We start from the raw sequence: 24,546 nt of genomic DNA on the forward strand, positions 1-24,546 counted from the left end.
CTATTAAAACTCAATTTCTGCTCCAATTGTTATTTGGAGAAAAGAATGATTTAGTTAAAAAATGTTGTGGACAAAACTATATTAATAAATATTTTGCAACTTTTAAATTCAGAAATATGAAATAATTAATTCGAGGGTGACAGTATTAAAGAATTTCCTAAAAATAAAGGAGACATTTACCATGTACCAATATTTCAACAGTTTCATAATAAGAGAAGGTACCGAGGGTGTTCATGCTGACTATGTGGAAGCATTATTTGAAGATGCTGGATGGGCAAGAAATATTCCAGCTTGGCAGCAAGAGAAATTTACACTCATATTCGAAAACTCCACTTGGGCATTTACTGTTTGGGATCATAATAGAATGATTGGTATGGTTAGGGTCCTCTCAGACAAAATCATGGCTGCAAACATTATGGATTTAATTGTTTTATCAGAATATCGCGGAAAAGGTATTGGTAAAAAGTTAAAGGAACTATGTGTAAAAAAGCTTCCCCACGGTGATTGGTTTGCACATACGTCCGCCAATAATTACGGTTTTTATGAGAAGTGTGGCTTTGATGTAAAAGACATAAGTCAAAATGGCACATGTGCATATTACGGCTACATTCAGGCTCGAATAGATGGACATAGGTAAAAGCGGCTTAAAAGAAATATGATAGCGTGATGGATATAGAAAAGATAGTAAAAGAGCTTTGGGTTTTTGAACAGTTATTTGTAAAAAGCAAAATCTGAAAGTAGCATCAAAGGGGATAACAATGAAAAAAATTGTACTAATTGGTTCTGGTGGTTCTGGGAAATCCACTCTAGCAAGGCAATTAAGTGATAAATTAAATATAAAAGTCTATCACCTTGATTCCTTATTTTGGAGACCGAATTGGGAAAGTGTCTCAAAAGAAGAACAACGGGAAATACAATATGAATTAATGCAAAAGAAAGAATGGATAATTGACGGTAATTATAGCGGAACGATGGATTTGAGACTTCAAGCATGTGATACAATCATTTTTCTCGATTTCAAACGAACGATTTGTATATATCGTGCTTTAAAAAGAATTTGGCAATATCGAAATAAAACCAGACAAGATAGGGCAGAAGGCTGTCAAGAAAGGTTTGAGTTAGATTTTTTTAAATGGATTTGGAATTATCCTAAAATGAATAAACCTGATATCGAAAACAAGCTAAAACAACTATCTAAAGAAAAACAAATAATTATTTTAAAATCTTCTTAGGAAGTTGATAAGTTTTTCAAAAGGATTTAATTAAATGAGAAAATATGTTCAGTATCGCATCTTTACAATAATATTCAAGATAGATATTTACACTTAGATTATTATTTGGCTGGTAAAAAAAACGAAAATACGATTGCGGATACGGACGGCCATGGAAGATGGTTTAAATGGTTAATGAATAAATGAGTGGAAAAGGTTATGGGGAAATTTTTAAATATATGTTACATTGTCTTTGTGATTAATTGTTAATTTATGTTATCGTTCTCTTTTCCTTATATTGTTGGCAAGTATAGATTCAAATTTAACAAAGGAGGTACTAAATATGATGGGTTTACTTAATATTGGCAGTCTAGTGCTTGGTTTAATTGCCTGGATATTGCCAGCTGCTAATCTAATGCGAAATAATAGAGAGAATCAGGGAAATCGGTTAATAATTGGTCTTGTTAGCATGAGCGCTTGTGTGATTTCTTTATTATTTCAGATTATCTATAATTATCATCTCGTTAAGGTTGAGGATTGGAGCGCACTTATGGACACTACTAGGGGTGTGGTGGTAGCAGCAACAGTCCTTATTCTTGTTACAATCATATTGAATGCCATTAATCTGACTGTATATCGGAAAAGGTCAGAAAGATAGACTGAAAATGTATTTGATCTATTTTTTTGTTCTAAATATTTTGTATCGATTTACTCTTTTAGTATACTTTTTTAATATTGGAAAATTCAATCTATTATCCAAGAAATCTATTTCGTTTTAGAGGATATCGAGGGGTAAGGACAGAATGAGAAAGAAATAAATTAAGGAAACTGATTTTTTGACAGGGGAGACTCAGATGGAAGAATTACAGTTTAGAATGGCGACAGAACAAGATTTAGATCAAAATGTTGCAATGCTTGCGGACGATGTTTTAGGGAGTAAACTGGAGCGTTATGAACAACCATTGCCAGATAGCTACATCGAGGCATATAAGGCAATTTCTGCAGACCACAATAATGAATTATTAGTAGCATGTGTCGAAGATTAAGTAGTAGGAGTGCAGCAAATTACTTTTACACCATATATCACCCATCAGGGAGGATGGAGAGCTACTTTCGAAGGAGTAAGGATTGCTTCTTCTGCTAGGGGAAAAGGAGTAGGTACGGCATTAATCAACTGGGCAATCCAACGTGCGAAATCCCGTGGCTGCCATTTAATCCAACTTACGACAGATAAACAAAGATCAGATGCTTTTAAGATTCTATGAACGATTAGGTTTTCAAGTAACACATGAGGGCTTAAAAAGGAAGCTTTAATAGGAAATTTGGGAGGGAATAAAGTGGTCCGGCTATTAGCAATAAATAAAAACGAAAATATCATCAATAAAATGGAAGAATTATATAAACAAGTATGGAATAAGTCCATAAAGGAACGATTGATTAGGCATACCACTTATGAAGGATTTAGAGGATATATAATCATTACAGCTGAAGAGGAACTCTTAGGATTTGCATATGGATATACTTCATTACCTGGACAGTATTATCATGAATTGCTTTCCAAAGAGGTTAATCAAAAACAATATGAAACATGGCTAAAAGATTGTTTTGAAGTAGTTGAATTTGCTGTCCATCCGTTGTATCGAAATAAAGGATATGGAAAAAAGCTTATTCATGAATTGTTAAAGGGCGTTGAAAACAAAACGGTTGTATTAACAACACAAGTAAACAATACAGTCGCCCGTCATTTATATAAGCAAATGGGATGGATTGACATAAAGGAACCGTTTATTCCTAGTGAGCATGAGGCTTCGTATGTGATAATGGGGAAGGTATTGAACTAGAAAAAGGATGGCTTAGGAAAGGTAAGCGGAGGGGTATCAAAATAAACTAGCATGGCTGAAGGACGATTTAAAGAAGGATTAAAAGTGAAAATTATGCAAGAAAATGGACGGCAAAGAGGGTTTATTGAATACATTCCTGGCAAATTTACGTGGAGAGCAATCGATGCAATGGAATATATGGTGATCCATTGTTTCTGGATAGTTGGACAGAGTAAAGGGAAAGGCTTTGGTAGTATCCTTCTAGAGGAATGTATGAAAGATGCCCAAGCATTAAATCTTGATGGAGTTGTATTGGTAACCAGTAAAAAAAGCTGGTTACCAGACAAAATATTTTTTGAAAGAAAAGGATTTAAACAAGTAGATAAAATGGGAGAGTTCGAGTTGTTGGCATATGCTTTTCAAGAAATCATTACCTATCATCCAGAAACGAAAAACAAATTTCGACAATTATTAGAAAAAATAAGTTAGAAATAAGAAAACAAAAAAATACCATCATTTTGGTATTTTTTTAAGTGAAAGTAGATAAGATTTTTTTTAGTAAAAATCCAATGCAGACACCTGGTATGACAAATAACATTGGCAGCCATACAGGTCCTAATAGTTTTCCGAAAAGTTTGAGCTCTGGTGATAATATTAATCCTACTGTTACAAAATACGCTGAGAAGACGAACGGAAGAGACGCGAATAGGGGTAATTTTACTCCACATTCCTTGCATGCATCCCACATTGCAAAGAAATATAAGCAAGGATAAAACATTAGCCACTGAAAATTCGTGATTCCAATTGCTTCTTGAATTCTTCCATGAAAACTTAGTAATATCGTCTGATTAAAGTTTGCTTTAATATTTATCACAAACTCAAGACTGATAAAGAAGAATCCTTTTAGATAACTTTTGTTAAGTAATTGAGCAAAACCTGGTAATGCTATGCTCCATAGTATATTTTCTAAAACTAATCCTTTTCGCATGGATACTCATTACTTCTTATTTGCTAAATTTTCTCTGTTATCGGCTAAAGGGGGTTGTTCTAACCATCCATGCTTTATTAATAACTCACATCCATCTTCCGCGTACAGACTTACTCCAGCGATAAATCTAGTGTATTCAGCTGCTAGATCTCTCCGTTGGGAAACGGCTAAACCAGCTCCATAATAGCCAACAGCTGCGGAAACTAATGTAACAATATGATAGAGCATTAATTTATCGGAAAAAGGGGAAACAGTGGAATTCGTTACTTCCGAAACCCATGTTTTTGGAGAAGATAAGTCTTCCTTTGTCAGTATATTATTAAAAGTAGTGAAGTGATTTAAACATACTTTCTTTCCACGATCAAAATATTTTTGTATTTCTTTTGTTTGACATACTTGAGCAAAACCTAATTCTAATACCGTTTTTGCTACGTCTTTTTTCATGTTAAAGCTCATTCCGCTTATTTCAATAACATTTAAAGGTCGTTTTTTTCCAAACCAGCCTGCTAAATAATTCTGACCATCAACAAAGTCGACTTGATTTGGTCTATTGATTCTAGAAGTTTTACTATATAATCCTTTATTTAGCATAACGTCAACGATTCGTTTATGTAACTCCATTGTTTCATTATTACATTTTATAAAGTAATCTAATTGGTCTTCCCTTGAAGAAGATGCAACGGCTCCAGCATATCCTGTTAAACCTAGTAATGTCATCACGTGCAAATATGCAATAATAAAAGCATCTGTAAATATAGAAGGTGCATTTAAATTTACATCTTCCTCCAATATAAAGTCCTTGGGGATGGGAAAGTTCTCTTGATTAAAAAAATTTGTAATTTTTACGATATGAGATTCGGCAAGTTTAAGGGCAAATAGAAGAATCTCTTTAATATCTTTGTCTTCAGCCTTTTCGATTGAATGGGTAAGGATGCAAATAGATAAGGAATCGTTCATGTATTGAGTCCAAAGGTTTGCTATTTCTGCAGTGGTAAGTTCCACATGATGGCTATTCTTTTTCATAAAAAACCCTCCAAACTTTTTAAATTGAGACACTAAATTAGAAGTTTTTTCCCCTTTACTTAATTAATATGACATTTTTTCAAGAGTTTTATGTAAGCGTATCTGATTATTTTGAAGGTTATTTTCAATTGTATTTGGAAATTAAAATATTGGTGAAAGGCAATGGGATTGAAGCAATCACCGGTTATTCATAAAATAATAAGAATTTTTTCCAAAATAGATTGCAAAGTAAATTAGCATAAAAAAATGCTATGTCCGTATATTTTGATTGCAATTTCAACAAAAATAGGTTATCTTTAATTTTGAATATTGTTGCAAATACAACAATATAAACAGGAGTGGGTGAAAGGATGAAAGAAATTCTTCGTGAGATTGGTATGATTGGAAGAGCATTAGATTCAATAAGCAATATCGAATTTAAAGAACATAATCTCACTAAGGGGCAGTATTTATACCTTGTGAGAATATATGAAAACCCTGGAATCATTCAAGAAAAATTATCAGAGATGATTAAAGTAGATCGAACAACGGCTGCAAGAGCTATAAAGAAATTGGAGATTAATGGATTTATTGAAAAAAAAGGTGATCAACATAACAAAAAAATAAAAAAACTCTTTCCAACAGAGAAAGGGGGAAACGTTTATCCTTTTATAAAAAAAGAAAATGAGTATTCAAATGAAGTTGCTTTAACGGGTTTTTCCGAGTCAGAGGTTGAAGTCATGTTTAACTTTCTTCAACGAGTAAGAAAAAATATTGAAAAGGACTGGGAGTACGTGAAGCAAGGAAATAAGCGGAATTATTGATAATCAAGGAGTGAAAAGTTAAATGACTATTCATATTAAAGAATGTACATTCTCCGATATACATAAACTGCAAGATATAAGTTATGAAACATTTGATGAGACTTTCAAAAATCAAAATTCAACAGAAAACATGAAGGACTATTTGGAAAAAGCCTTTAACTTGGAACAACTAGAAAAGGAATTATCCGATATTTCTTCACAATTCTATTTTGTCTATTTAAATAGCGAACTAGCTGGATATTTAAAGGTAAATATGAAGGATGCACAATCTGAAAAAATGGGGGAAGACTCACTTGAAATAGAAAGAATCTATATAAAGAGCAATTTTCAAAAACATGGACTCGGGCAATTTCTATTAAATAAAGCTATTGAAATTGCTAAGAAAGAATCTAAAAGGAAGATCTGGCTAGGTGTATGGGAAAAAAATGAAAATGCTATAGGTTTTTATCGAAAAAATGGATTCGTTCAAACTGGTGCTCATTCTTTTTATATGGGGGATGAAGAGCAAATTGACTATATCATGATTAAGAAACTCTCATAACCTCATACAAATTGAAGGTTGAAAGCCTTATTAAATCCGCAAAATAAGGCTTTCAACATTTATTATTTATTACTAAAGATAGGTTCAGCATTTTTTGATGTTTATTCTAATAAATTTTAAACTATCTCATTTATTACATTTACCAAATCAATTACATCTTCTTCCGTGTTATTTCTTCCCATCGAAATCCGAATAAATTCTTTTGCCTCTCCATCTGGCAGAGCCAACGCCTTCATTGTTTTAGAAGGAGCCTGTTTTCCAATCTGACATGCGCTTCCCGTTGAAATGGCGAATCCACGACGATTGCATTCAAGCATAAGCCATTGGCCTTCCAATCCTTTAACCCTCAATCCGATAATTCCTGGGTATTGTTCCTTGCATTCAAAAATAGTAACAGACTCTTTCGTTATCATCTCTGTAAATAAATTGCGTAGCTGAGAAAGCTTTGTTTCGTTCTCCGAAATCGTCGAACACGCCTTTTGCGCAGCAACTGTCATACTCGCAATCCCAGCTGTATTTATTGTGCCGGAACGAAAGCCGTTTTCATGACTACCATTCGCTAATAATGGCATCCAAGGTGTATTCGGGTTAATATAGGCTACACCGACCCCTTTTGGTCCATAAAATTTATGGCTAGAGATGGACAAGGCATCAACAAAGGGAGTTACTTCCTTAACATCTAATTTCCCAATACTTTGCACCATATCACTATGAAAAAGGACGTCATGCTTTTTACATATTGCACCGATTTCTTTTATTGGTTGGATAGCGCCAATTTCAGAATTCACATGCTGAATGGAAACAAGAATGGTGTCAGGTCGAATGGATTCCTCTAGCAACTCTATATCGATTACACCAGTTTCTAATAAAGGTAGATAGGTAATTTCATAGCCTTTATCTGCTAAAGCTTGCATTGTACTATGAATGGAAGCATGCTCTGCTATTGATGTAATGAGGTGTTTTCCGTTCTTTTTTGATGCCAATAGCAAGCTTTGCAAGATAAGATAGTTACTTTCCGAACCGCCACTTGTAAAATAAACCCCATTTTTATCAACGTTAATTAATTTTCCCCATTCGTCTCGGCAATTCTCTAAGATTTTATTAGCTGTGTCTCCCATATCATGGAGACTATTTGTATTACCAAAATATTTGCAAGCAACTTCCACATAGGTAGAAGCAGCATCAGGATCCAAAGAAGTAGTAGCTGCATAATCAAAATATTTCATTAGAAATTCCTCCAATAGGTTAAGTTGTGGGAGACAAAGGAATGCAATGTTATTGCTTTTTCATTTGCTATGAAAAATAGGAACTTAATTATTTAAAAATCTTTTAATAAAAAAACACTTGTCATAATTTTAAATCTATGTAAATATAGGTGTCAAGACACCTGTAAAACAGGAGGTATAAAATGGACGCAGATGTATTGATTATTGGCAGTGGAATCGCAAGTTTACAGCTAGCTAAAAAACTTTCAACTGAATTGAATGTGATTATTCTCACAAAATCAAAGGCGGAAATGAGCAATTCTTATTTAGCACAGGGTGGAATTGCTGCAAGTATGGGAGAATCAGATAATTATAGAAAGCATGCACTTGATACGTTAGAAGCAGGGCGATTCCATAATAATCCAGAAGTAGTTGCAGAAATAACAAGAGCAGCACCTAGGTTAATAAGTGAATTATGGCACGCTGGATGCACTTTTGATGAGGATAGAACTGGAAATCTTGCGTTAGGAATGGAAGGGGCTCATTCTGAAAAAAGAATTGTCCATAGCGGTGGCGATTCAACAGGAAAACAGGTGATGAAATATCTAACGGAAACGAAGACTAATAATATAGAAATCATCGAAAATGTTTTTGTCTATGAATTAATGGTAAATACTAATACTAATCAATGTATTGGCGCAAAAGGGATACTGCCAGATGGCACTCGACGAGAATTCTATAGCGCTCATACGGTTATTGCAACAGGTGGATGTGGGAAGCTTTACACCTATACGAGTAGTGCTTCCACTATTACAGGAGATGGAATTGCGCTTGCTTATTTAGCTGGGGCCAGCATCAGCGATATGGAGTTTGTACAGTTTCACCCTACACTACTCTATGTAAATGGAAAAACGATTGGGCTGATTTCAGAAGCGGTCAGAGGAGATGGAGCAAGATTAGTTACAGCTTCGGGAGAGTATGTGATGGAACAAATTCATCCATATAAAGACTTAGCACCACGCCATATTGTTTCCCAAACCATCTATCAATATTTATCGAAAGGGGAAACAGTTTATTTAGATATCTCCATGATAGCTAATTTTCAAGAAAGATTTCCTTCGATAACTAAAATGTGTGTAGAGCAAGGCATTGATTTACAAAAAGGATTACTTCCAGTTGCGCCAGGTAGCCATTTTTTAATGGGCGGCATTGACACAGACCTTTATGGAAGAACATCTGTACAAAATCTTTATGCAATTGGAGAAGCAGCTTGCACGGGATTTCATGGAGCCAACCGCCTTGCCAGCAATTCTCTCTTAGAAGGATTATATATGGGGAAAAATCTAGCAACGCTCCTTCATCAATCGCCAAAAATAAAACAGCTGGATACCCAAATAGATAACAAAGAAAGGAATTCAGGTATCTATCCAATTTTCCCAGAAAAAGAAGAAATCCAAAAACGAATGATGGAAAATGTAGGAATTGTCCGTAATGAAGTAAACTTGCGTATGCAATTGCAGTGGCTAGAAGATTTCGGAATAGGGGATTATGAGAAAATCTCTTTTGATAATAAATCAATCGAAGAGATAGAGAAATACTTTATGCTGATGACGGCTTTTCTAATTACAAAATCTGCTTTAGAAAGAAAAGAAAGTAGAGGCGGCCATTTTCGCTCCGATTATCCAGTGGAAAAGGATGAATGGATGAAGAAAAAGGTTAGATTTAAAAGAGAACGAACAAAGGAGAATCAAAATGAACCAATTAAAATTGCAGAAACAACTGGAAGCATTTTTTATGGAAGATATCGGCGAACGTGATGTGACGACAGATGCGATTTTTCCGAAAGAGCAGCAAGGAGAAATTGTTTTTCTATCGAAAGACAATGGTGTTTTTTGCGGGGAAGAGATCATTCAGAGAGGATTCAAGGTTCTAAACCGAGCAATAGAAGTAACGATGCATGTCCAGGATGGAGATCGAATTGAAGCAGGCCAAAAATTGGCGACAGCAAAAGGAAATATTAGAGAGCTTTTAAAAGGCGAGCGCGTTATTTTAAATCTTGTCCAAAGAATGAGCGGGATTGCAACGAAAACAAGAGAAGCGGTAGAAACATTAAATAGTGGCTATACGAAAATCTGTGATACGAGAAAAACGACACCAGGATTACGGATGTTGGAAAAATATGCAGTAACTGTTGGGGGAGGACATAATCATCGCTTTGGACTGTATGATGCGGTAATGATTAAAGATAACCATATTGCATTCGCCGGTTCGATTGCCAATGCAGTGAAGGCAGTTAAAGAGTCGATTGGTCATATGGTAAAGGTGGAAGTGGAGACAGAAACGAAGGAGCAAATGTTTGAAGCTTTAGCGGCTGGCGCAGATGTTATTATGTTTGATAATCGGAAGCCAGAAGAAATTGTCGAGTGGATTCCCCATGTCCCAGAAACTGTTACAACAGAAGCGTCTGGTGGAATTACTTTAGATAATCTTGCTTCTTATCGAGAGTGTGGAGTGGACTATATTTCATTAGGATTTTTAACGCATTCGGTGAAAGCTTTAGATATTAGTGTAAAAGTAAGTATTCATTAAAGGATAAAAGGGGAGAGGAAAATGAATATTTTAGAGGGATTACAAGCTTCGAATACGATACCTGAAAAATACTTAGCGATGACAAACACAGAATTAGAAGAACGAGTAGCAAGTATCAAGCAACGCTTAGGAAAAAAACTATTTATTCCAGGGCATCATTATCAAAAGGATGAAGTCATTCAATTTTCCGATGCTACAGGGGATAGTTTAAAGCTAGCACAAGTTGCTGCAGAAAACACAGAAGCAGAGTATATTGTCTTTTGCGGTGTTCATTTTATGGCAGAAACAGCGGATATTTTAACAACAGAGAAGCAGAAAGTCTATTTGCCAGATATGCGAGCAGGTTGTTCCATGGCTGATATGGCCGATATTTATCAGACAAATCGAGCTTGGACAAAGCTTCAGGAATTATTTGGTGACACGATTATTCCGCTTACCTATGTCAATTCAACAGCAGCTATTAAGGCATTTGTCGGAGAAAATGGAGGAGCAACTGTAACCTCCTCCAATGCTGAAAAAATGGTATCCTGGGCTTTTACACAAAAGGAAAGATTACTATTTTTACCTGATCAGCATCTAGGCAGAAATACAGCCTATAATTTAGGGGTTCCTTTAGAAAAAATGGCGATTTGGGATCCAATCAAAAATGAACTTGTTTATGAAGGAGCGATAGAAGACATTAAAGTGATACTCTGGAAAGGGCATTGCTCTGTTCATGAGAACTTTACCGTTAGTAATGTTGAGCAAGTTAGAAAGCAATATCCACATATGAAAATCATTGTCCATCCGGAGTGCAGCAGAGAAGTCGTAGCAGCATCTGATTTAGCTGGTTCCACGAACTATATTATTGATGTAATCGAAAAGGCAGAGCCAGGAAGTGCCTTTGCCATTGGTACGGAAATGAACTTAGTCAATCGGATAATCAAAGAACACCCAGATAAAGAAATTATTTCCCTCAATCCATATATGTGTGCTTGTTTAACAATGAACCGGATTGATTTGCCTCATTTTGTATGGTGCTTAGAATCCATTGAAGAGGATTTTGAAAGTAATCGAATAATTGTCGAAGAGCCAATTGCATCCAATGCAAAACTAGCATTGGATAGAATGTTGGAATTATCCTAATTTCTAAGTTGAAAAACTGCTTTGTAGAATCAAGGCAGTTTTTTAATGTTTGATTATTGTTTAGAAAAATCTTTATTGTTATAACTCGATAAAATACAGCGTGTTTGTTCTTAATTATTTAAATTGAATAGTTATTCAAAAGTGAATTTTCAAACAGAAGGTGATGACAATGGTTCTAACTTCCTTTAAAATATAGGTAATATATGGAGAATGACTAGAAAGGCGGAACATATTCTGAACATGCGCCCTAGACAATGGAAGCAGCAAATAATTATACAAGACAATATAGATGAATGGTATTTACTAGCAATCTTATTAACTGGTGATAGTGGGCTAGCAGAACGATTGTTAGATCGGACATTAGATCAAGTGAGGGATACGTGGTCCTTCCCTTCACGTGAACGTTTTTCTCTAAAACCAATAATCAAGGAATATAGAAAATATCATCGCAATAATGACATTAACTATAAACCAATCGATTCTAGTGTTCTATTAACTCGACTAGGTTTGCTTGACGAAAAAGCTAGAGTTGCTTTTTTACTAAAGTATTACTACGGTTTTTCTTATAAAAAAATAGCGCAATATTTACCGATTTCAGTTAGAAAGACAAAACAAATTATATACGCTTCTCTTATTTTATGGACAAATAATGGCAAATTAGTATCTATTCATGATATAGAGGACGTAATAAAAAAAGATGTAAGTCTCCTAAAAAGTATGATGCCAGTTAATCAAGTATTAGAAAAGAAACATCTATACATCGAGACAAGGACTAGTAGGGGAAAGGCACCCGTGATTATCTTCATTTTGTTGATTTTATTTGTTGGAGGATCTATTAATCAGGAAATCATAGGGAAAACGAGAGTTAGTTTAGGCCCTGATGTGTATAAAGTTTATAAGGAAGGAGGCGTGTTACAGCTTGGAAAGGAGATTCAAGAAAAAGGGTATACGGATATTTATACCTATCCAGATGTCGAAAATAATACGCTTTACGTCCAATTGGCCACACCAGAGAGTATAGAAAATAAGGAAGAGGTAACTTCGATTATCGAATCTTATTTAAAGGAAAGAGACATGGATTATCAGTTAAGATATGAAGAAATTAATCAAGTGGTTGATGTAGAACTAACAGAGGAACAAAAAGCTGAGAATAAACGGATGGATATGGAACAAGAAATATTCGAATTAGTTACTTCTACTCCTTATTATTATACGCAAAGCTATATAAGTGATCAAAATGGTGAATCAAGGCAGTTGATTTTTTCTGAATCGATAACAGAAGAAGAAGAAACGAATTTGAAGGAAGAAATTAAAAATATTATAAAAAAGTATGATTTAGAATGGGATTTTTCGTTTGGAAAGGTTGATGCAGGCGTTGTAGAAATGGAAAGAGCCATGTGGGATATCATTCCAGCTCTATTAGAAGCCTATATGTTTGGCGAGCAAAAATATCAAGTTTATGATGTGTATCCAACCTATGAAGACGATCAATTGAAAATCGAAATATATACAGAATTAGCCTACGCAACAGAGGAAGATAGGGCAAAAAACTTAGATACAGTCAAAGAGTTAAACAGATCCCTACACTTCTTTCTGCAACATGAAGACATTCAAAGTCAATTTAACTATGTTCCCTATGAAATAAAAATTTATGATATAAATAGAAAAGAGATAGAGTTCGATACTTGATATCATTTCTTAAAGGGAGGGGGTACTATGAAGGGGTTGCAGCTTGTCGAAAGCAATCAAGTGAAAGATTGGCTTTTATTTACAGAATTCTTTACAGGCGATAGAGAAAAGGCACTTAAAATCGTGAAGGCTTTTTTAATAAAGCCTTCGACAAAGTGGTATACCCCTCATGTAATAGAAAGAGGATACCGCTACATTTTAAAACAGTTGAAGGTGAAAAAGAGTAGAACGGTGTTTGAATCTTTATTTTCTGAATTTTCTTTTAGTTCGGTTGGTAAAATCGATCAGATTATTCTTTTGCTACATTACTATTTTCAGTTAGATAAAAGGCAGATTGCTAGAATCGTTCGAAAATCGATAAGAGAGATTAGGAGAATACAATTTTCATTTCTACAGCAACTGGCAACAAACGGAATTTCACTTGCTTCATTTGTGGACAGGCTACTGGAGAAAGGGAAGACCCTAGCATATCCCTTCTCAATTGATGATGTATATAAGAGGAGTTTGATTAATGTTAAAAAGACTGCATTGTACTCTTTCATCATTTTCCATCTTCTTCTCGTCGGCGGGGCAATGAATATCGGCATTGTAGAAAAGACACAAGCGAAACAAGGACCTGATTTATTAATGATTTATAAAGGAAATAAATTGGACGAAATGATAAAAGCGCAATTAACAGAAGCATTTCAGGAGGATGGGTTTTCTGTTTTGGTCAATTTTGAGGAAGCTGAAGTTTATATTAGCGTGGAGAAGGAAGAACTCTATCAAAAGAAGTCGGAAATCATTCCTTTTGTTTATCAAATATTGAAGGATAAAGAGATTACTTATACTGTTGAATTGGATTATGATTTAAAAGCTTTAGGCAAGGACCAAACAGCCTATAAAATAGTAACAGAGGCAGACGAGAAAAGGATAAAACTTTGGCCAGGAGACTATTCCGATCAAGGAAAAGTAATAGGATGGATCGTATCGCTTCCTAACGATATTGAACTAGTAAAAGAGGAAAAAGAACTTTTGCGTGTCCAGGAAATTTTAAATGGATATCATCATAAAGCACCAGTGACAGTTTCCTATTATGATAAGCAAATAGTTGATCGAAGAGAAAGATGGTTAAAACTATCACCCTATTTCAATGAAGGATTTTTGTTAGGCAAGGAATATAATATAGAAAGAATAAGGACCAATGCAACGGAGAAAAACGTAATCATCGATATTTATACGTATTTTCTAACAAAAGACAAAAGCAAGGAAGAGATAGCACGTGCTATTAAACGATCGTTAGACCAATTTTTACAAAGCGACGAAATAAACATGCTTGTTCAAAATGATACTTATACGATAAATATTTATTCAGCAGGTAAGAAAAAAATAAACCTCGATTATTAAAATATTGTATATTTTATAAAGTTTGGGTAATAATGCTTACAGGTTAAACTGCACGCAGGAATGTGATAAAATAATTATAATAGCATAAAATTTAGCTAAATGTTTGAAAAAGGCAGTTGAATCATTTGACCATAAAGGAAAAAGTCGTTGTATTAATCGGACCTACTGCTGTAGGGAAGACCAATCTAAGCATTGAACTGGCAAAAAAATTCGACGGGGAAATCATTAGCGGAGATTCCATGCAAATCTACAGAGGAATGGATATTGCGACAGCAAAAATATCCAAGGATGAAATGCAAGGGGTTCCCCATCATTTAATTGATATTGTAGAACCAGATGAAGGTTTTTCTGTGGCACAATTTCAAGAGCTTGTTCGAAAAAAAATCACGGAAATAACTTCAAGAGGTAAATTGCCATTTATTGTTGGCGGAACTGGTTTGTATATTCAAGCCGTTTTATACGATTATCAGTTTCAAGAAACGGCAACAGACACGGAATTCCGGACGAAATTAGAAGAATTGGCGCAAACGGAAGGAAGCCTAACTATTCATGATATGTTGAAAGAAGTAGATCCAGAAGCTGCTGCTGCCATTCACCATCATAATGTCAGGCGTGTGATTCGAGCATTGGAGGTCTTTCATGTCACTGGCAGAAAAATGTCTGATATTCAAAAAGAACAGAAGCAGGACTCACTTTATGATGCTGCGTTAATTGGCTTAACGATGGAAAGAAGTGTTTTGTATGAGCGTATTAATAAAAGAGTGGAGCAAATGCTTGATATCGGCTTAATAGAGGAAGTTCAGCACTTCTATGAAAAGGGCATTAGAGACTGCCAATCCATTCAGGCTATTGGTTATAAAGAAATCTATAAGTATTTCGATGGTCTGCAAAGCTTGGATGAATCAATTGAGGAGTTAAAGCAGAACTCGAGGAGATATGCAAAGAGGCAATTAACTTGGTTTCGCAACAAAATGAATGTACAATGGTTTGATATGACAGAAAGTGTCAAAACACATGACATAACAAAAAATTTACAGGAAATTTCGTCTTATTTAGAAGGAATGTTAAAAATAAAATCGAATACATAATAGTAGAGAGAAAAGAGGAGGATTTTCATGAAGCAATCAGTTAACATTCAAGATCAATTTTTAAATCAACTGCGTAAAGACGGCACAAACGTAACGGTATTCTTATTAAACGGATTCCAAATACGTGGATTTATAAAAGGTTTCGATAATTTCACCGTATTATTTGAATCAGAAGGAAAGCAACAGCTCGTTTATAAGCATGCGATTTCTACATTTGCTCCACAAAAAAATGTACAAATTGATTTAGAAGGTACACAAGTTCAATAACGTGGCTAATCGGTGTTTAATCTCACTTTAAGGCGCTCTCGAGATAAGTGGGAGATTAGCTGTCCGGGGATACTGGTACATAGCAATTTAAGGTAGCACACAAAAAAAGCTTGGGGAATTATCCTCAAGCTTTTTTTGTGTGCGCATTATTCGAATTTATCTATTTATTAGGATGTATTGGTCGTCCTTTAATCTCGTTACTGAGATATTATTCCATTCTTCAAATTCACTTAAGCGATCCTCTATGCTCTTCCCAGTGTCTTCTTTAAAAACATCTTCTCGATCATAATGTGGAAAAATAGCGATATCTGTTAACGATAATGCTGTATAGTCATTCAAGCCTATCTCATTCAACTCTGGAGAAAAATGCTGGACAACATCGATTGAAGGTCCTAAAATAACCGCACCAGCACTTGCTCCTATTAAGATAGTATTTTGTTTTGACAATGATCTTAATATCAAGTCAGCGCCGCTTTTTTTCATAAAATATAGTAAGCGAAAGGGGTTTCCACCATTAATATAAATGATATTATACTCCTTTAGTCTTTCTCCCTTTTCCACTTCAACATCAATAAAATCGACATGCTTTATGTCCATTTCGAAAAAATCATTTTTCGTTTTAAGGGCAAGTCTATTTTTTTCTTTAAGTGTGGAGGCCGTAGTAATAATGACAGCTTTCGGATTTATCCTTTGTTTTTTAAGTGTGGCTAAAAACTCACCTTTTATTGTTTCTGTAAAAAAGCCATTTGAAGTTAAAAAAATACTAGCCATTTCTATATCCCCCCTATGATACAAAATAAATCTTTGAATATTAAAAATAATTCCCTCTATTTTACCATGAAGAGCAAATAAATTAAGGTTTATCTTACCAATCCACCCAACTAAAATATTCGTTTAAAATAGGATTATTTCTTGTTACAGACTAGGCTTTGTATGGGGATAAAAAAATAATCTAAAATAGTTTAATGAATAGAAGAGGTTCTGAATATACATTAACAATGGGGAATAGTGGCAAACAGTATGAATAGATTAAAATACTTAAAAAATTCATAAATGAAGCTTTTGATGGGCGAGATTTTTAGCGTTTTGTTTTAAGAGGAGGTGTGGCTTTTGGAGCATCCAATCCGGATGAAGAATAATGGACAGATCAGCGTAGTAATCAATTCACAGAAAAAGAAGGTTCTTCCAAAGGAAAAGCCAGAAGCTGAGTCAATCAAAAGAACTGTTCCAAGTGAACACGAAGCACTTAGGGAAATTGAGGCTGAATTAGGAAGCCTTGTAGGCATGGATGAAATGAAAAAAATGATAAAAGAGATATACGCATGGATTTATGTCAATAAAAAGCGAGAAGAAAATGGTCTGAAAACGGGGAAACAGGCACTGCATATGATGTTTAAAGGCAATCCAGGTACAGGGAAAACAACGGTTGCAAGGCTAATTGGCAAGCTTTTTCAAAAAATGAATGTCTTATCAAAAGGTCATTTAATTGAAGCAGAGCGTGCTGATTTAGTTGGCGAATATATCGGACATACAGCCCAGAAAACAAGGGATCTTGTAAAAAAAGCAATGGGAGGAATTTTATTTATTGATGAGGCCTATTCGCTAGGGCGAGGCGGAGAGAAGGATTTTGGAAAAGAAGCAATCGATACATTAGTAAAGCATATGGAAGATAAACAGCATGACTTTATTTTAATATTGGCAGGCTATTCAAGGGAAATGGATTTTTTTCTATCCTTAAACCCTGGTCTCCACTCTAGGTTCCCCCTTGTCATTGACTTTCCTGATTATTCCACCGATCAGCTAATGGAGATTGCAGATCGTATGCTAAAAGAAAGAGAATATGCATTAAGCCATGAGGCGGAAAAAAAACTAAAAGAACATCTTTCCTATGTACGAAATATCCAGCATCCAAAAAGCTTTTCAAATGGTCGATACATCCGCAATATCATCGAGAAATCGATAAGAGCCCAAGCCATGCGCTTATTAATGCAAAGTAATTATGATAAATACGAACTAATGACAATAAGAAGTAATGATTTACTGTTAGACTCTAATGAAAAATAAGGTTTATAGGCTATTCTTAAAAGAGTTGTTTACTTTTTGGAATAGCTTTTTTACATTCTTTTTCAAATTCATTTTTACTTCGTTATAATTTGGGTAATCTTATAAAGAGCAAATAGATGAATTGGATTTTGTTTGCTATAATAGATGAAGTTCGGCATGGAAAGAAGGGTTACATAGTTGAAAGAAACCAAAGTTGATAAAGAAAAAGTAATCCTGGTTGGTTGTGAAACACAAAATGACGCTGCCAGATTTGAATATTCAATGGAAGAACTTGCAAATTTAACGAAAACAGCGAATGGACAAGTAGTTGCAACATTAACGCAAATGCGAGAAAGAATTCATCCTTCTACCTATATTGGCAAAGGGAAAGTAGAAGAATTAGAAACTCTTGCAGAAGAATTAGAAGCAGACTTAATCATTTTTAATGATGAATTATCACCAAGTCAGGTTCGCAATGTATCAAAGAATTTGGATGCAAGAATCATTGACCGCACCCAGCTTATTCTAGATATATTTGCATCGAGGGCAAGATCAAAAGAAGGGAAGCTTCAAGTAGAGCTAGCCCAATTGCAATACCTTTTGCCGCGATTAGGTGGACAAGGTCTCCAATTATCCAGACTTGGCGCAGGGATTGGGACAAGAGGGCCTGGTGAAACGAAGCTTGAGTCAGATCGAAGACATATTAGACGAAGAATTGATGATATTAAAAGCCAATTAAGCGTTATTGTCGAACATAGAGATCGCTATCGTGAAAGACGGAAGAAAAATAGAGCCTTCCAAATCGCATTAGTTGGTTATACGAACGCAGGAAAATCTACTTTGTTTAATCGTCTCTCAGAAGCAGATTCATTTGAAGAAGATATCTTGTTTGCAACATTAGATCCAATGACTAGAAAATTGATTTTGCCAAGTGGCTTTTCGGCACTTATTACGGATACAGTAGGATTTATTCAAGATTTGCCAACAACATTAGTTGCCGCATTCCGGTCTACCTTAGAAGAGGTACGCGAAGCAGACTTATTGCTTCATATTGTGGATAGCTCAAATGAGGAATATTATCAGCATGAGGAAACAGTACATAAATTACTAGAAGATTTGGAAATACCTGCGATTCCACATTTAACTGTCTATAATAAAAAAGATTTGGTGCATTCGAAATTTGTGCCAACATCAAAGACAGAAAGCATTTTAATTAGCGCTTTTGATAAGGAAGACAGGGAAAGGCTGAAGCAAACGATTGAACAAATCATGATTGAAAACATGGAATATTATGAAACAACGGTTGAAAGCAATAATGGTAAATTATTGTCACAGCTTAAAAATGAGACAGTACTTCGGAGCTTAATTTTTGATGAAGAAACACAAACCTATTTATGTAAAGGGTATGCCTTAAAAGAACATGCTATTTTAAAATATAAAAAGCCGATAGAAGTAGAGGAATGGGAGAAATAGATGTATAAGCAGTTAACATATGGAACACAGCTAGAAACGTTAGTAAATGAAGTGGAAGAACAAATTAAAGAAGTCCATCAAGCTATTGATAAAAGAATCGATACCAATCAATTTCGTGTCTTATCAAGCTTTCAAAATCACCGGGTAAGTGAATCCCACTTTATCCCATCAACTGGCTATGGATATGATGATAATGGCCGTGACACGTTAGAAAGCATTTATGCAGAAGTATTTGGTGGGGAAGCTGGTTTGGTGCGACCACAAATTATTTCTGGAACACATGCTATTAGCACAGCGCTGTTTGGGATCTTGCGGCCTGGCGATGAACTTCTGTATATTACAGGTAAACCATATGATACATTAGAAGAAATCGTAGGAATTAGAGGCGAAGGCATAGGATCTCTACGTGAGTTTAATATTGGCTATAACAGTGTGGAATTGCTTCCAAACGGGCAGCCTGATTATGAAAAAATTGCTACATCCATTCATGCAAATACAAAAATGATTGGCATACAACGCTCCAAAGGGTATGCAACAAGACCTTCTTTTCCAATTGCGGAGATTGAGAAAATGATTGCCTTTGTAAAAGAGATTAAAGAAGATGTCGTTGTATTTGTTGATAATTGCTATGGAGAGTTCGTAGAAGATCTCGAGCCATGCCATGTTGGTGCAGATTTAATGGCTGGATCGTTAATTAAAAATCCAGGTGGCGGAATAGCGAAAACGGGTGGATATATTGTTGGGAAAGAGGAGTTTGTAAAAGCATGTTCTTATCGAATGACTTCCCCTGGAATCGGAGCTGAAGCGGGTGCTTCTCTTTATAGCCTTCAAGAAATGTACCAAGGTTTTTTCCTTGCTCCACATGTTGTTGGACAAAGCTTAAAAGGAGCTATTTTCACAGCAGCAATGCTAGAGCGATTAGGAATGAATTCCTCTCCTAGCTGGAATACAAAGAGAACAGACCTTATTCAGTCTGTTCAGTTTGATGATAAAGACAAAATGATTGCTTTTTGCCAAGCCATTCAATATGCATCGCCAATAAACTCCCATGTGACGGCATATCCAAATTACATGCCAGGTTATGAAGATGATGTTATTATGGCAGCAGGAACGTTTATTCAAGGGGCAAGCATCGAATTAACAGCAGATGGTCCAATCCGACCACCATATGTAGCTTACGTACAAGGGGGATTAACCTATTCCCATGTGAAAATTGCGATATGTATCGCGATTAACCGATTACTAGAACAAAAACTGATTACTATTTGAATATAGTAATCAGTCACATGAATTGGGAAGAATTTGTAACATTAGTTGACATCTTTTTTTCCCAATCATATAATGAAGGTGGATTAAATCAATTTAAAGGAGCCGAATGCTATGTCTGGTAGTCAAATTCGTCGATCGATGCCTCTTTTTCCAATAAGTATTGTCATGCAATTAACAGAGCTGTCTGCTCGACAAATTCGTTACTATGAAGAACACGAATTAGTGGCTCCAGCAAGATCAGATGGCAATAGAAGACTTTTTTCATTATCGGATATTGATAAATTATTGGAGATTAAAGATCTAATTGATCAAGGAGTAAACCTTGCTGGAATTAAACAAATTTTCTCTGTTCAAGAAAAACAAGTGCTGACAGATGAAGTGAAGAAAGAAGCAGAAAAAGCACGCAGAGAATTATCGGATGAGGATTTACGCAAATTATTGCGCAAAGAATTATTAAATGCAGGTCGCTTTAATAATACTCATCGTCCCTCTATGAGACAAGGAGACATGTCTCGTTATTTTCAAAAATAGATAAGAAGAAAAGTAGGGAGTGGAGGAATAGTCGTGGCTAAAAATTACACTAAAGATGACATTAGAAAGTTTGCAAGTGAAAGTAACGTAAAATTTATCCGCTTACAATTTACGGATATCTTAGGAACAATCAAGAATGTGGAGATTCCAATCAGCCAGCTAGATAAGGCATTGGATAACAAAATGATGTTTGATGGTTCCTCTATCGAAGGATTTGTTCGTATTGAAGAATCAGATATGTATCTATATCCTGATCTAAATACTTGGGTCGTTTTCCCTTGGACAGCTGAAAAAGGGAAAGTTGCACGTTTGATTTGTGATATCTACAACCCAGATGGAACACCATTTGAAGGCGATCCTCGTAATAATCTAAGAAGAATATTAAAAGAGATGGAAGACTTAGGATTCACTGACTTTAATCTTGGACCTGAGCCAGAATTTTTCTTATTCAAATTGGATGAAAAAGGCGCACCATCTCTAGAACTTAACGATAATGGTGGTTACTTTGATTTAGCACCTACAGATTTAGGGGAAAACTGTCGTCGTGATATCGTATTAGAATTAGAAGAAATGGGCTTTGAAATTGAAGCTTCTCACCATGAAGTAGCACCTGGTCAGCATGAAATTGATTTTAAATATGCAGATGCAATTACAGCATGTGACCAAATTCAAACATTCAAATTAGTAGTAAAAACAATTGCTCGTAAGCATGGTCTACATGCAACATTTATGCCAAAACCTTTATTTGGCGTGAACGGATCAGGGATGCACTGCAACCTTTCCTTATTCAAAAACGGCGAGAATGTTTTCTACGATCCAAAAGGTGAGTTAGAATTAAGCGATACAGCACTTCAATTTATTGCCGGTATCGGTAAGCACGCTACTAGCTTTACTGCTATTACTAACCCGACTGTAAACTCATATAAACGCCTAGTTCCTGGCTATGAGGCACCTTGCTATGTAGCATGGTCTGCTCGAAATCGTTCCCCATTAATGCGTATTCCAGCATCACGTGGCCTAAGCACTCGTGTAGAAGTACGTAGCGTGGACCCAGCAGCAAATCCATACTTAGCTATGGCAGCTTTACTTAAAGCAGGACTTGACGGAATTGCCAACCAATTGACTCCTCCAGCTCCTGTAGATAGAAATATCTATATCATGAGCAAAGAAGAAAGAATTGCAGAAGGCATTGTTGACTTACCATCAACCCTAGCCCATGCATTAGAAGAATTAAAACAAAATGAAACAATGATCGACGCACTAGGCGAGCACATCCTTGTTCACTTTGTTGAGGCAAAAGAGATTGAATGGGACATGTTCAGAACGCAAGTCCATCCTTGGGAGAGAGATCAATACATGGAAATGTATTAAGAAGTAGAAGCCTTGGCGCTGTAGGTGCCGGGGCTTTTTTCTTTTGTGGGAGTAAGGGTAAGTCAAAAAATAAATGAAATGATGCCCACCTTACACCTGGAAATATTAAAAAAATATAGAAAAAAATCATCATTTTCTTAGTCGGCTATGCTTCCTTGACATAATCAATCCTGTCTAAACTTCATACTAACTCCTGAATCCATTACTAACATTTTTTGAAACCTTTTTTGCAACTAAGATCCAGTAGAAGAATTAATTTATGTGACAATTGTTTTATACTAATCCTAACAAAAAAATTATGCTAATACAGTTCCTGTATCACCATAATTTGAATTTTCTTATATTGGTCTGTTGTTGAGCTCATTATTTGGCTCATTTTTATCGATTATTTTTTGAAATCCATAATTTAGCATTGCATATAGATAGGCAGATAGGAAAAGAAAAAGACTATTTACCTTTTTGAGCTTATAAAAATTATGTTTTTCAAAAAAGCTATTGAGTGGATATGCTAGTAAATAATCCATAATGCCATTTAGGAGGGCATATAGCCAAAATTTTTTATAGGTGAAATGAAAAATGATGATATTTCCGACAAAATAAGGACCGAAAATAAATGTAAAGGCATTATTAATTTTCCCTTTTATCCCACCTTTTACTTTCCACCATTTAAATTCCATGGAGAGTAATGTTTCCACTAATAAAAATATAGTTGAAAACAGAGTAACTGGTAAAAACTTAAAGATAGATTTTTTAGGAATTACAAAAAATCCGCACCATGAAATGAAAACAATGAGTATTCTCGTTAGTAATACAAACATAATTTTTCTCCTTCTGAAGTAATTAATAGGTATTCTTCTTTATAAGACCACCTTTTATACCTAGAAAGGTGAAAAATTAATGGAATTTGAATCTTCATTAAGAAATAGGATTTGTAAAAATGGATTTCGGTTCAGAGAGCAATAAGTAATGTTATTAAGAAAAGGGGATAATCTAAAAAATCTGAAAGAAGAATGTATAATAATATTCTTTTAGGTGAAGTGGAAGAGAGAAAAATTGGAAGAGCAGATAAAGAGAAAGGGTACTAAAGAAGATTAAAATTATTTATCTACACAATCAATAGTTTAAAATTTTTCATATCTTATATTGGAAGGACAAGCAATTATTTTTATTAATAATATGATTGCTTATATGTATTTTTTAATAAAGGTGGTGACTTTTATGCTAATTACAATTTTTGGTCTCGATTTAACTATTACAATTTTAAATATAGATTTTAATAAAGATGTTCATTTAACTATTGGTGAAGAAGGAAAAACACTTCCTTCAACAGGAAAAGCTTAATGTATAATGAAAAGGGAAAAGAGGCTGCAAAGATATTCGATTGGATATTTTGCAGTCTTCTTTGTTTTACTACATAAATAGGAACAGATTTTCTATTAGGTAATATCGATTACTCTGTTGCTTCATGGGGTACCAAGTTTAAAAATTTGGCTAATTTAAGAAGGAGATATTGACGTTTATTATACATTTCATCTCTTAGATTACAAAAGTTCTTATAAGTAAATTCATCTTTTACGTTTTTGCGAATTTCTCCAAGGGCTTCCAAGGATTCGCGGATCTTTTCCACTTCTATTTGGTATGTCTTCTCTTTATCCTCATAATCTTTTATTTTGGCTTTTATATTCTCGGGTATGTAGCTTTCTGGAATTAAAAGGGAAACCATCGCGTTAATCTTTTGTATGTCTATTTGATGCGATAAAAATATGCGGTGATTACCAGAAGCTACCGTATATTTTCCGTCAGGTAGTCGATATAAATGTAAATCTTCAGAGTCATCATCTATCCAACCTTTTTGTTTTACAGAGACTCGAAGCTCTTTCATTTTCTCGCTATTTCTGTAAACTGTCACTTTATATCCTCTCAAATACCGTTGGAATTTTCAAATTCCTTCAGAATTGTTTATATACTTCTCTGGAATAATGTGCTAAATTTTTTGCATATTAGAAGGGGGAGTTTTTTTATGATCAAATTTCATGATTTTGGTATTAGCCTAGTGGAGTATGGGGAAAGAGGAAAAAAGAATGAATTTCCATTGTTTGATCAATGCCCAAACTGCAAATGTCA

Annotated in this window: 27 protein-coding genes and 1 pseudogene; 22 read left to right on the plus strand and 6 right to left on the minus strand. The window is 34.9% G+C overall.

All coding sequences use genetic code 11. From position 1 onward, the window contains the following. The first annotated feature begins 181 nt into the window (after positions 1-181). The 6 genes and pseudogenes from QQZ16_RS11605 to QQZ16_RS11635 all read left to right on the plus strand — a co-directional run bounded on the left by QQZ16_RS11605 (position 182) and on the right by QQZ16_RS11635 (position 3,520). Positions 182-637, plus strand: a complete 456-nt coding sequence (locus QQZ16_RS11605; RefSeq protein WP_031538246.1) for a GNAT family N-acetyltransferase — start codon at positions 182-184, stop codon at positions 635-637. Positions 638-758: 121 nt separating this feature from the next. Then, positions 759-1,232, plus strand: coding sequence for a DNA topology modulation protein (locus QQZ16_RS11610; protein ID WP_031538248.1), 474 nt, complete (start codon positions 759-761; stop codon positions 1,230-1,232). 322 nt (positions 1,233-1,554) lie between these two features. Continuing rightward, a complete protein-coding gene (locus QQZ16_RS11620; RefSeq protein ID WP_031538249.1) occupies positions 1,555-1,869 on the plus strand; it encodes a hypothetical protein in 315 nt (104 codons plus the stop codon). A gap of 196 nt (positions 1,870-2,065) precedes the next feature. Further along, positions 2,066-2,525: pseudogene (locus QQZ16_RS11625) on the plus strand (N-acetyltransferase family protein). 23 nt (positions 2,526-2,548) lie between these two features. Beyond that, positions 2,549-3,052, plus strand: a complete 504-nt coding sequence (locus tag QQZ16_RS11630; protein ID WP_031538250.1) for a GNAT family N-acetyltransferase — start codon at positions 2,549-2,551, stop codon at positions 3,050-3,052. Between the two features lie 51 nt (positions 3,053-3,103). Continuing rightward, positions 3,104-3,520 (plus strand): hypothetical protein, encoded by a 417-nt coding sequence (locus QQZ16_RS11635; RefSeq protein ID WP_048718231.1) that lies wholly within the window; start codon positions 3,104-3,106, stop codon positions 3,518-3,520. A gap of 40 nt (positions 3,521-3,560) precedes the next feature. Here the strand turns inward: QQZ16_RS11635 and QQZ16_RS11640 are convergent, their stop codons facing one another. Together QQZ16_RS11640 and QQZ16_RS11645 are read right to left on the minus strand one after the other, a co-directional pair. Then, the gene (locus tag QQZ16_RS11640) at positions 3,561-4,019 is read right to left on the minus strand and encodes a hypothetical protein (protein WP_031538254.1); all 459 of its coding nucleotides are present in this window, start codon (positions 4,017-4,019) and stop codon (positions 3,561-3,563) included. A gap of 9 nt (positions 4,020-4,028) precedes the next feature. Next, on the minus strand, positions 4,029-5,042 hold the full coding sequence (locus tag QQZ16_RS11645) for a DUF3231 family protein (protein WP_031538256.1): 1,014 nt from the start codon (positions 5,040-5,042) through the stop codon (positions 4,029-4,031). A 68-nt stretch (positions 5,043-5,110) separates the two neighbouring features. Between QQZ16_RS11645 and QQZ16_RS11650 the strand changes: the two genes are divergently transcribed. From QQZ16_RS11650 to QQZ16_RS11660, 3 genes are all read left to right on the plus strand, one after another. Next, positions 5,111-5,236 carry a hypothetical protein gene (locus QQZ16_RS11650; protein ID WP_284561363.1) on the plus strand — a complete coding sequence of 42 codons (126 nt, stop codon included), beginning with the start codon at positions 5,111-5,113 and terminating at the stop codon, positions 5,234-5,236. Between the two features lie 156 nt (positions 5,237-5,392). Then, the gene (locus tag QQZ16_RS11655; protein WP_031538257.1) at positions 5,393-5,845 is read left to right on the plus strand and encodes a MarR family winged helix-turn-helix transcriptional regulator; all 453 of its coding nucleotides are present in this window, start codon (positions 5,393-5,395) and stop codon (positions 5,843-5,845) included. A gap of 22 nt (positions 5,846-5,867) precedes the next feature. Further along, positions 5,868-6,386, plus strand: coding sequence for a GNAT family N-acetyltransferase (locus QQZ16_RS11660; RefSeq protein ID WP_031538258.1), 519 nt, complete (start codon positions 5,868-5,870; stop codon positions 6,384-6,386). 116 nt (positions 6,387-6,502) lie between these two features. On the opposite strand, the gene QQZ16_RS11665 is transcribed toward QQZ16_RS11660, so the two are convergent. Further along, positions 6,503-7,612: an IscS subfamily cysteine desulfurase gene (locus QQZ16_RS11665; protein WP_031538259.1), complete on the minus strand. Its 1,110-nt coding sequence runs from the start codon at positions 7,610-7,612 to the stop codon at positions 6,503-6,505. A 182-nt stretch (positions 7,613-7,794) separates the two neighbouring features. On the opposite strand from QQZ16_RS11665, the gene nadB reads away from it, so the two are divergent. From nadB to hfq, 7 genes are all read left to right on the plus strand, one after another. Further along, positions 7,795-9,408 carry an L-aspartate oxidase gene (nadB, locus tag QQZ16_RS11670; protein ID WP_035416522.1) on the plus strand — a complete coding sequence of 538 codons (1,614 nt, stop codon included), beginning with the start codon at positions 7,795-7,797 and terminating at the stop codon, positions 9,406-9,408. Next, a complete protein-coding gene (gene nadC, locus QQZ16_RS11675; RefSeq protein ID WP_031538262.1) occupies positions 9,344-10,180 on the plus strand; it encodes a carboxylating nicotinate-nucleotide diphosphorylase in 837 nt (278 codons plus the stop codon). The genes nadB and nadC overlap by 65 nt, the downstream gene beginning before the upstream one ends. Before the next feature lie 21 nt (positions 10,181-10,201). After that, complete coding sequence (gene nadA / locus QQZ16_RS11680; protein WP_031538263.1) at positions 10,202-11,305, plus strand: quinolinate synthase NadA; 1,104 nt, start codon at positions 10,202-10,204, stop codon at positions 11,303-11,305. 210 nt (positions 11,306-11,515) lie between these two features. Further along, positions 11,516-12,994, plus strand: a complete 1,479-nt coding sequence (locus QQZ16_RS11685) for a sigma factor-like helix-turn-helix DNA-binding protein (RefSeq protein WP_031538264.1) — start codon at positions 11,516-11,518, stop codon at positions 12,992-12,994. A gap of 27 nt (positions 12,995-13,021) precedes the next feature. Beyond that, entirely contained in the window at positions 13,022-14,380 is a 1,359-nt protein-coding gene (locus QQZ16_RS11690; RefSeq protein ID WP_031538265.1) for a DUF4030 domain-containing protein, read from the plus strand. Between the two features lie 125 nt (positions 14,381-14,505). Further along, a complete protein-coding gene (miaA, locus tag QQZ16_RS11695; RefSeq protein WP_031538266.1) occupies positions 14,506-15,468 on the plus strand; it encodes a tRNA (adenosine(37)-N6)-dimethylallyltransferase MiaA in 963 nt (320 codons plus the stop codon). 27 nt (positions 15,469-15,495) lie between these two features. Continuing rightward, on the plus strand, positions 15,496-15,735 hold the full coding sequence (gene hfq, locus QQZ16_RS11700) for an RNA chaperone Hfq (RefSeq protein WP_031538267.1): 240 nt from the start codon (positions 15,496-15,498) through the stop codon (positions 15,733-15,735). Between the two features lie 156 nt (positions 15,736-15,891). Here hfq and QQZ16_RS11705 read toward each other — a convergent pair whose 3' ends face one another. After that, positions 15,892-16,506 (minus strand): Type 1 glutamine amidotransferase-like domain-containing protein, encoded by a 615-nt coding sequence (locus QQZ16_RS11705; protein ID WP_031538269.1) that lies wholly within the window; start codon positions 16,504-16,506, stop codon positions 15,892-15,894. Between the two features lie 339 nt (positions 16,507-16,845). Between QQZ16_RS11705 and spoVK the strand changes: the two genes are divergently transcribed. From spoVK to glnA, 5 genes are all read left to right on the plus strand, one after another. After that, positions 16,846-17,799: a stage V sporulation protein K gene (gene spoVK / locus QQZ16_RS11710; RefSeq protein ID WP_031538270.1), complete on the plus strand. Its 954-nt coding sequence runs from the start codon at positions 16,846-16,848 to the stop codon at positions 17,797-17,799. Between the two features lie 177 nt (positions 17,800-17,976). Next, positions 17,977-19,251, plus strand: a complete 1,275-nt coding sequence (gene hflX, locus QQZ16_RS11715; protein ID WP_031538271.1) for a GTPase HflX — start codon at positions 17,977-17,979, stop codon at positions 19,249-19,251. Beyond that, positions 19,252-20,520 carry a methionine gamma-lyase family protein gene (locus QQZ16_RS11720; protein ID WP_031538272.1) on the plus strand — a complete coding sequence of 423 codons (1,269 nt, stop codon included), beginning with the start codon at positions 19,252-19,254 and terminating at the stop codon, positions 20,518-20,520. Positions 20,521-20,631: 111 nt separating this feature from the next. After that, complete coding sequence (locus tag QQZ16_RS11725) at positions 20,632-21,051, plus strand: MerR family transcriptional regulator (RefSeq protein WP_031538273.1); 420 nt, start codon at positions 20,632-20,634, stop codon at positions 21,049-21,051. Positions 21,052-21,084: 33 nt separating this feature from the next. Continuing rightward, positions 21,085-22,422, plus strand: a complete 1,338-nt coding sequence (gene glnA, locus QQZ16_RS11730) for a type I glutamate--ammonia ligase (protein ID WP_031538274.1) — start codon at positions 21,085-21,087, stop codon at positions 22,420-22,422. Between the two features lie 338 nt (positions 22,423-22,760). Here the strand turns inward: glnA and QQZ16_RS11735 are convergent, their stop codons facing one another. Further along, complete coding sequence (locus QQZ16_RS11735; RefSeq protein ID WP_031538275.1) at positions 22,761-23,240, minus strand: hypothetical protein; 480 nt, start codon at positions 23,238-23,240, stop codon at positions 22,761-22,763. Between the two features lie 400 nt (positions 23,241-23,640). Here QQZ16_RS11735 and QQZ16_RS11740 point away from each other — a divergent pair, with 400 nt between their 5' ends. Further along, the gene (locus QQZ16_RS11740; protein WP_268817986.1) at positions 23,641-23,763 is read left to right on the plus strand and encodes a hypothetical protein; all 123 of its coding nucleotides are present in this window, start codon (positions 23,641-23,643) and stop codon (positions 23,761-23,763) included. 109 nt (positions 23,764-23,872) lie between these two features. On the opposite strand, the gene QQZ16_RS11745 is transcribed toward QQZ16_RS11740, so the two are convergent. After that, the gene (locus QQZ16_RS11745; protein WP_031538276.1) at positions 23,873-24,331 is read right to left on the minus strand and encodes a hypothetical protein; all 459 of its coding nucleotides are present in this window, start codon (positions 24,329-24,331) and stop codon (positions 23,873-23,875) included. Between the last annotated feature and the right edge of the window lie 215 nt (positions 24,332-24,546).

Source organism: Bacillus sp. T2.9-1 (assembly GCF_950097965.1).
GTDB classification, from domain to species: Bacteria; Bacillota; Bacilli; order Bacillales; family Cytobacillaceae; genus Niallia; species Niallia hominis.

Excerpts from the sequence above, each read along its gene's own strand:
- QQZ16_RS11605 (WP_031538246.1), top strand. The coding sequence starts at position 182 with ATGTACCAATATTTCAACAGTTTCATAATAAGAGAAGGTACCGAGGGT.
- QQZ16_RS11610 (WP_031538248.1), top strand. The coding sequence starts at position 759 with ATGAAAAAAATTGTACTAATTGGTTCTGGTGGTTCTGGGAAATCCACT.
- QQZ16_RS11620 (WP_031538249.1), top strand. The coding sequence starts at position 1,555 with ATGATGGGTTTACTTAATATTGGCAGTCTAGTGCTTGGTTTAATTGCC.
- QQZ16_RS11635 (WP_048718231.1), top strand. The coding sequence starts at position 3,104 with ATGGCTGAAGGACGATTTAAAGAAGGATTAAAAGTGAAAATTATGCAA.
- QQZ16_RS11640 (WP_031538254.1), bottom strand. The coding sequence starts at position 4,019 with ATGCGAAAAGGATTAGTTTTAGAAAATATACTATGGAGCATAGCATTA.
- QQZ16_RS11645 (WP_031538256.1), bottom strand. The coding sequence starts at position 5,042 with ATGAAAAAGAATAGCCATCATGTGGAACTTACCACTGCAGAAATAGCA.
- QQZ16_RS11650 (WP_284561363.1), top strand. The coding sequence starts at position 5,111 with ATGACATTTTTTCAAGAGTTTTATGTAAGCGTATCTGATTATTTTGAA.
- QQZ16_RS11655 (WP_031538257.1), top strand. The coding sequence starts at position 5,393 with ATGAAAGAAATTCTTCGTGAGATTGGTATGATTGGAAGAGCATTAGAT.
- QQZ16_RS11660 (WP_031538258.1), top strand. The coding sequence starts at position 5,868 with ATGACTATTCATATTAAAGAATGTACATTCTCCGATATACATAAACTG.
- QQZ16_RS11665 (WP_031538259.1), bottom strand. The coding sequence starts at position 7,612 with ATGAAATATTTTGATTATGCAGCTACTACTTCTTTGGATCCTGATGCT.
- nadB (WP_035416522.1), top strand. The coding sequence starts at position 7,795 with ATGGACGCAGATGTATTGATTATTGGCAGTGGAATCGCAAGTTTACAG.
- nadC (WP_031538262.1), top strand. The coding sequence starts at position 9,344 with ATGAACCAATTAAAATTGCAGAAACAACTGGAAGCATTTTTTATGGAA.
- nadA (WP_031538263.1), top strand. The coding sequence starts at position 10,202 with ATGAATATTTTAGAGGGATTACAAGCTTCGAATACGATACCTGAAAAA.
- QQZ16_RS11685 (WP_031538264.1), top strand. The coding sequence starts at position 11,516 with ATGACTAGAAAGGCGGAACATATTCTGAACATGCGCCCTAGACAATGG.
- QQZ16_RS11690 (WP_031538265.1), top strand. The coding sequence starts at position 13,022 with ATGAAGGGGTTGCAGCTTGTCGAAAGCAATCAAGTGAAAGATTGGCTT.
- hfq (WP_031538267.1), top strand. The coding sequence starts at position 15,496 with ATGAAGCAATCAGTTAACATTCAAGATCAATTTTTAAATCAACTGCGT.
- QQZ16_RS11705 (WP_031538269.1), bottom strand. The coding sequence starts at position 16,506 with ATGGCTAGTATTTTTTTAACTTCAAATGGCTTTTTTACAGAAACAATA.
- QQZ16_RS11720 (WP_031538272.1), top strand. The coding sequence starts at position 19,252 with ATGTATAAGCAGTTAACATATGGAACACAGCTAGAAACGTTAGTAAAT.
- QQZ16_RS11725 (WP_031538273.1), top strand. The coding sequence starts at position 20,632 with ATGTCTGGTAGTCAAATTCGTCGATCGATGCCTCTTTTTCCAATAAGT.
- QQZ16_RS11735 (WP_031538275.1), bottom strand. The coding sequence starts at position 23,240 with ATGTTTGTATTACTAACGAGAATACTCATTGTTTTCATTTCATGGTGC.
- QQZ16_RS11740 (WP_268817986.1), top strand. The coding sequence starts at position 23,641 with ATGCTAATTACAATTTTTGGTCTCGATTTAACTATTACAATTTTAAAT.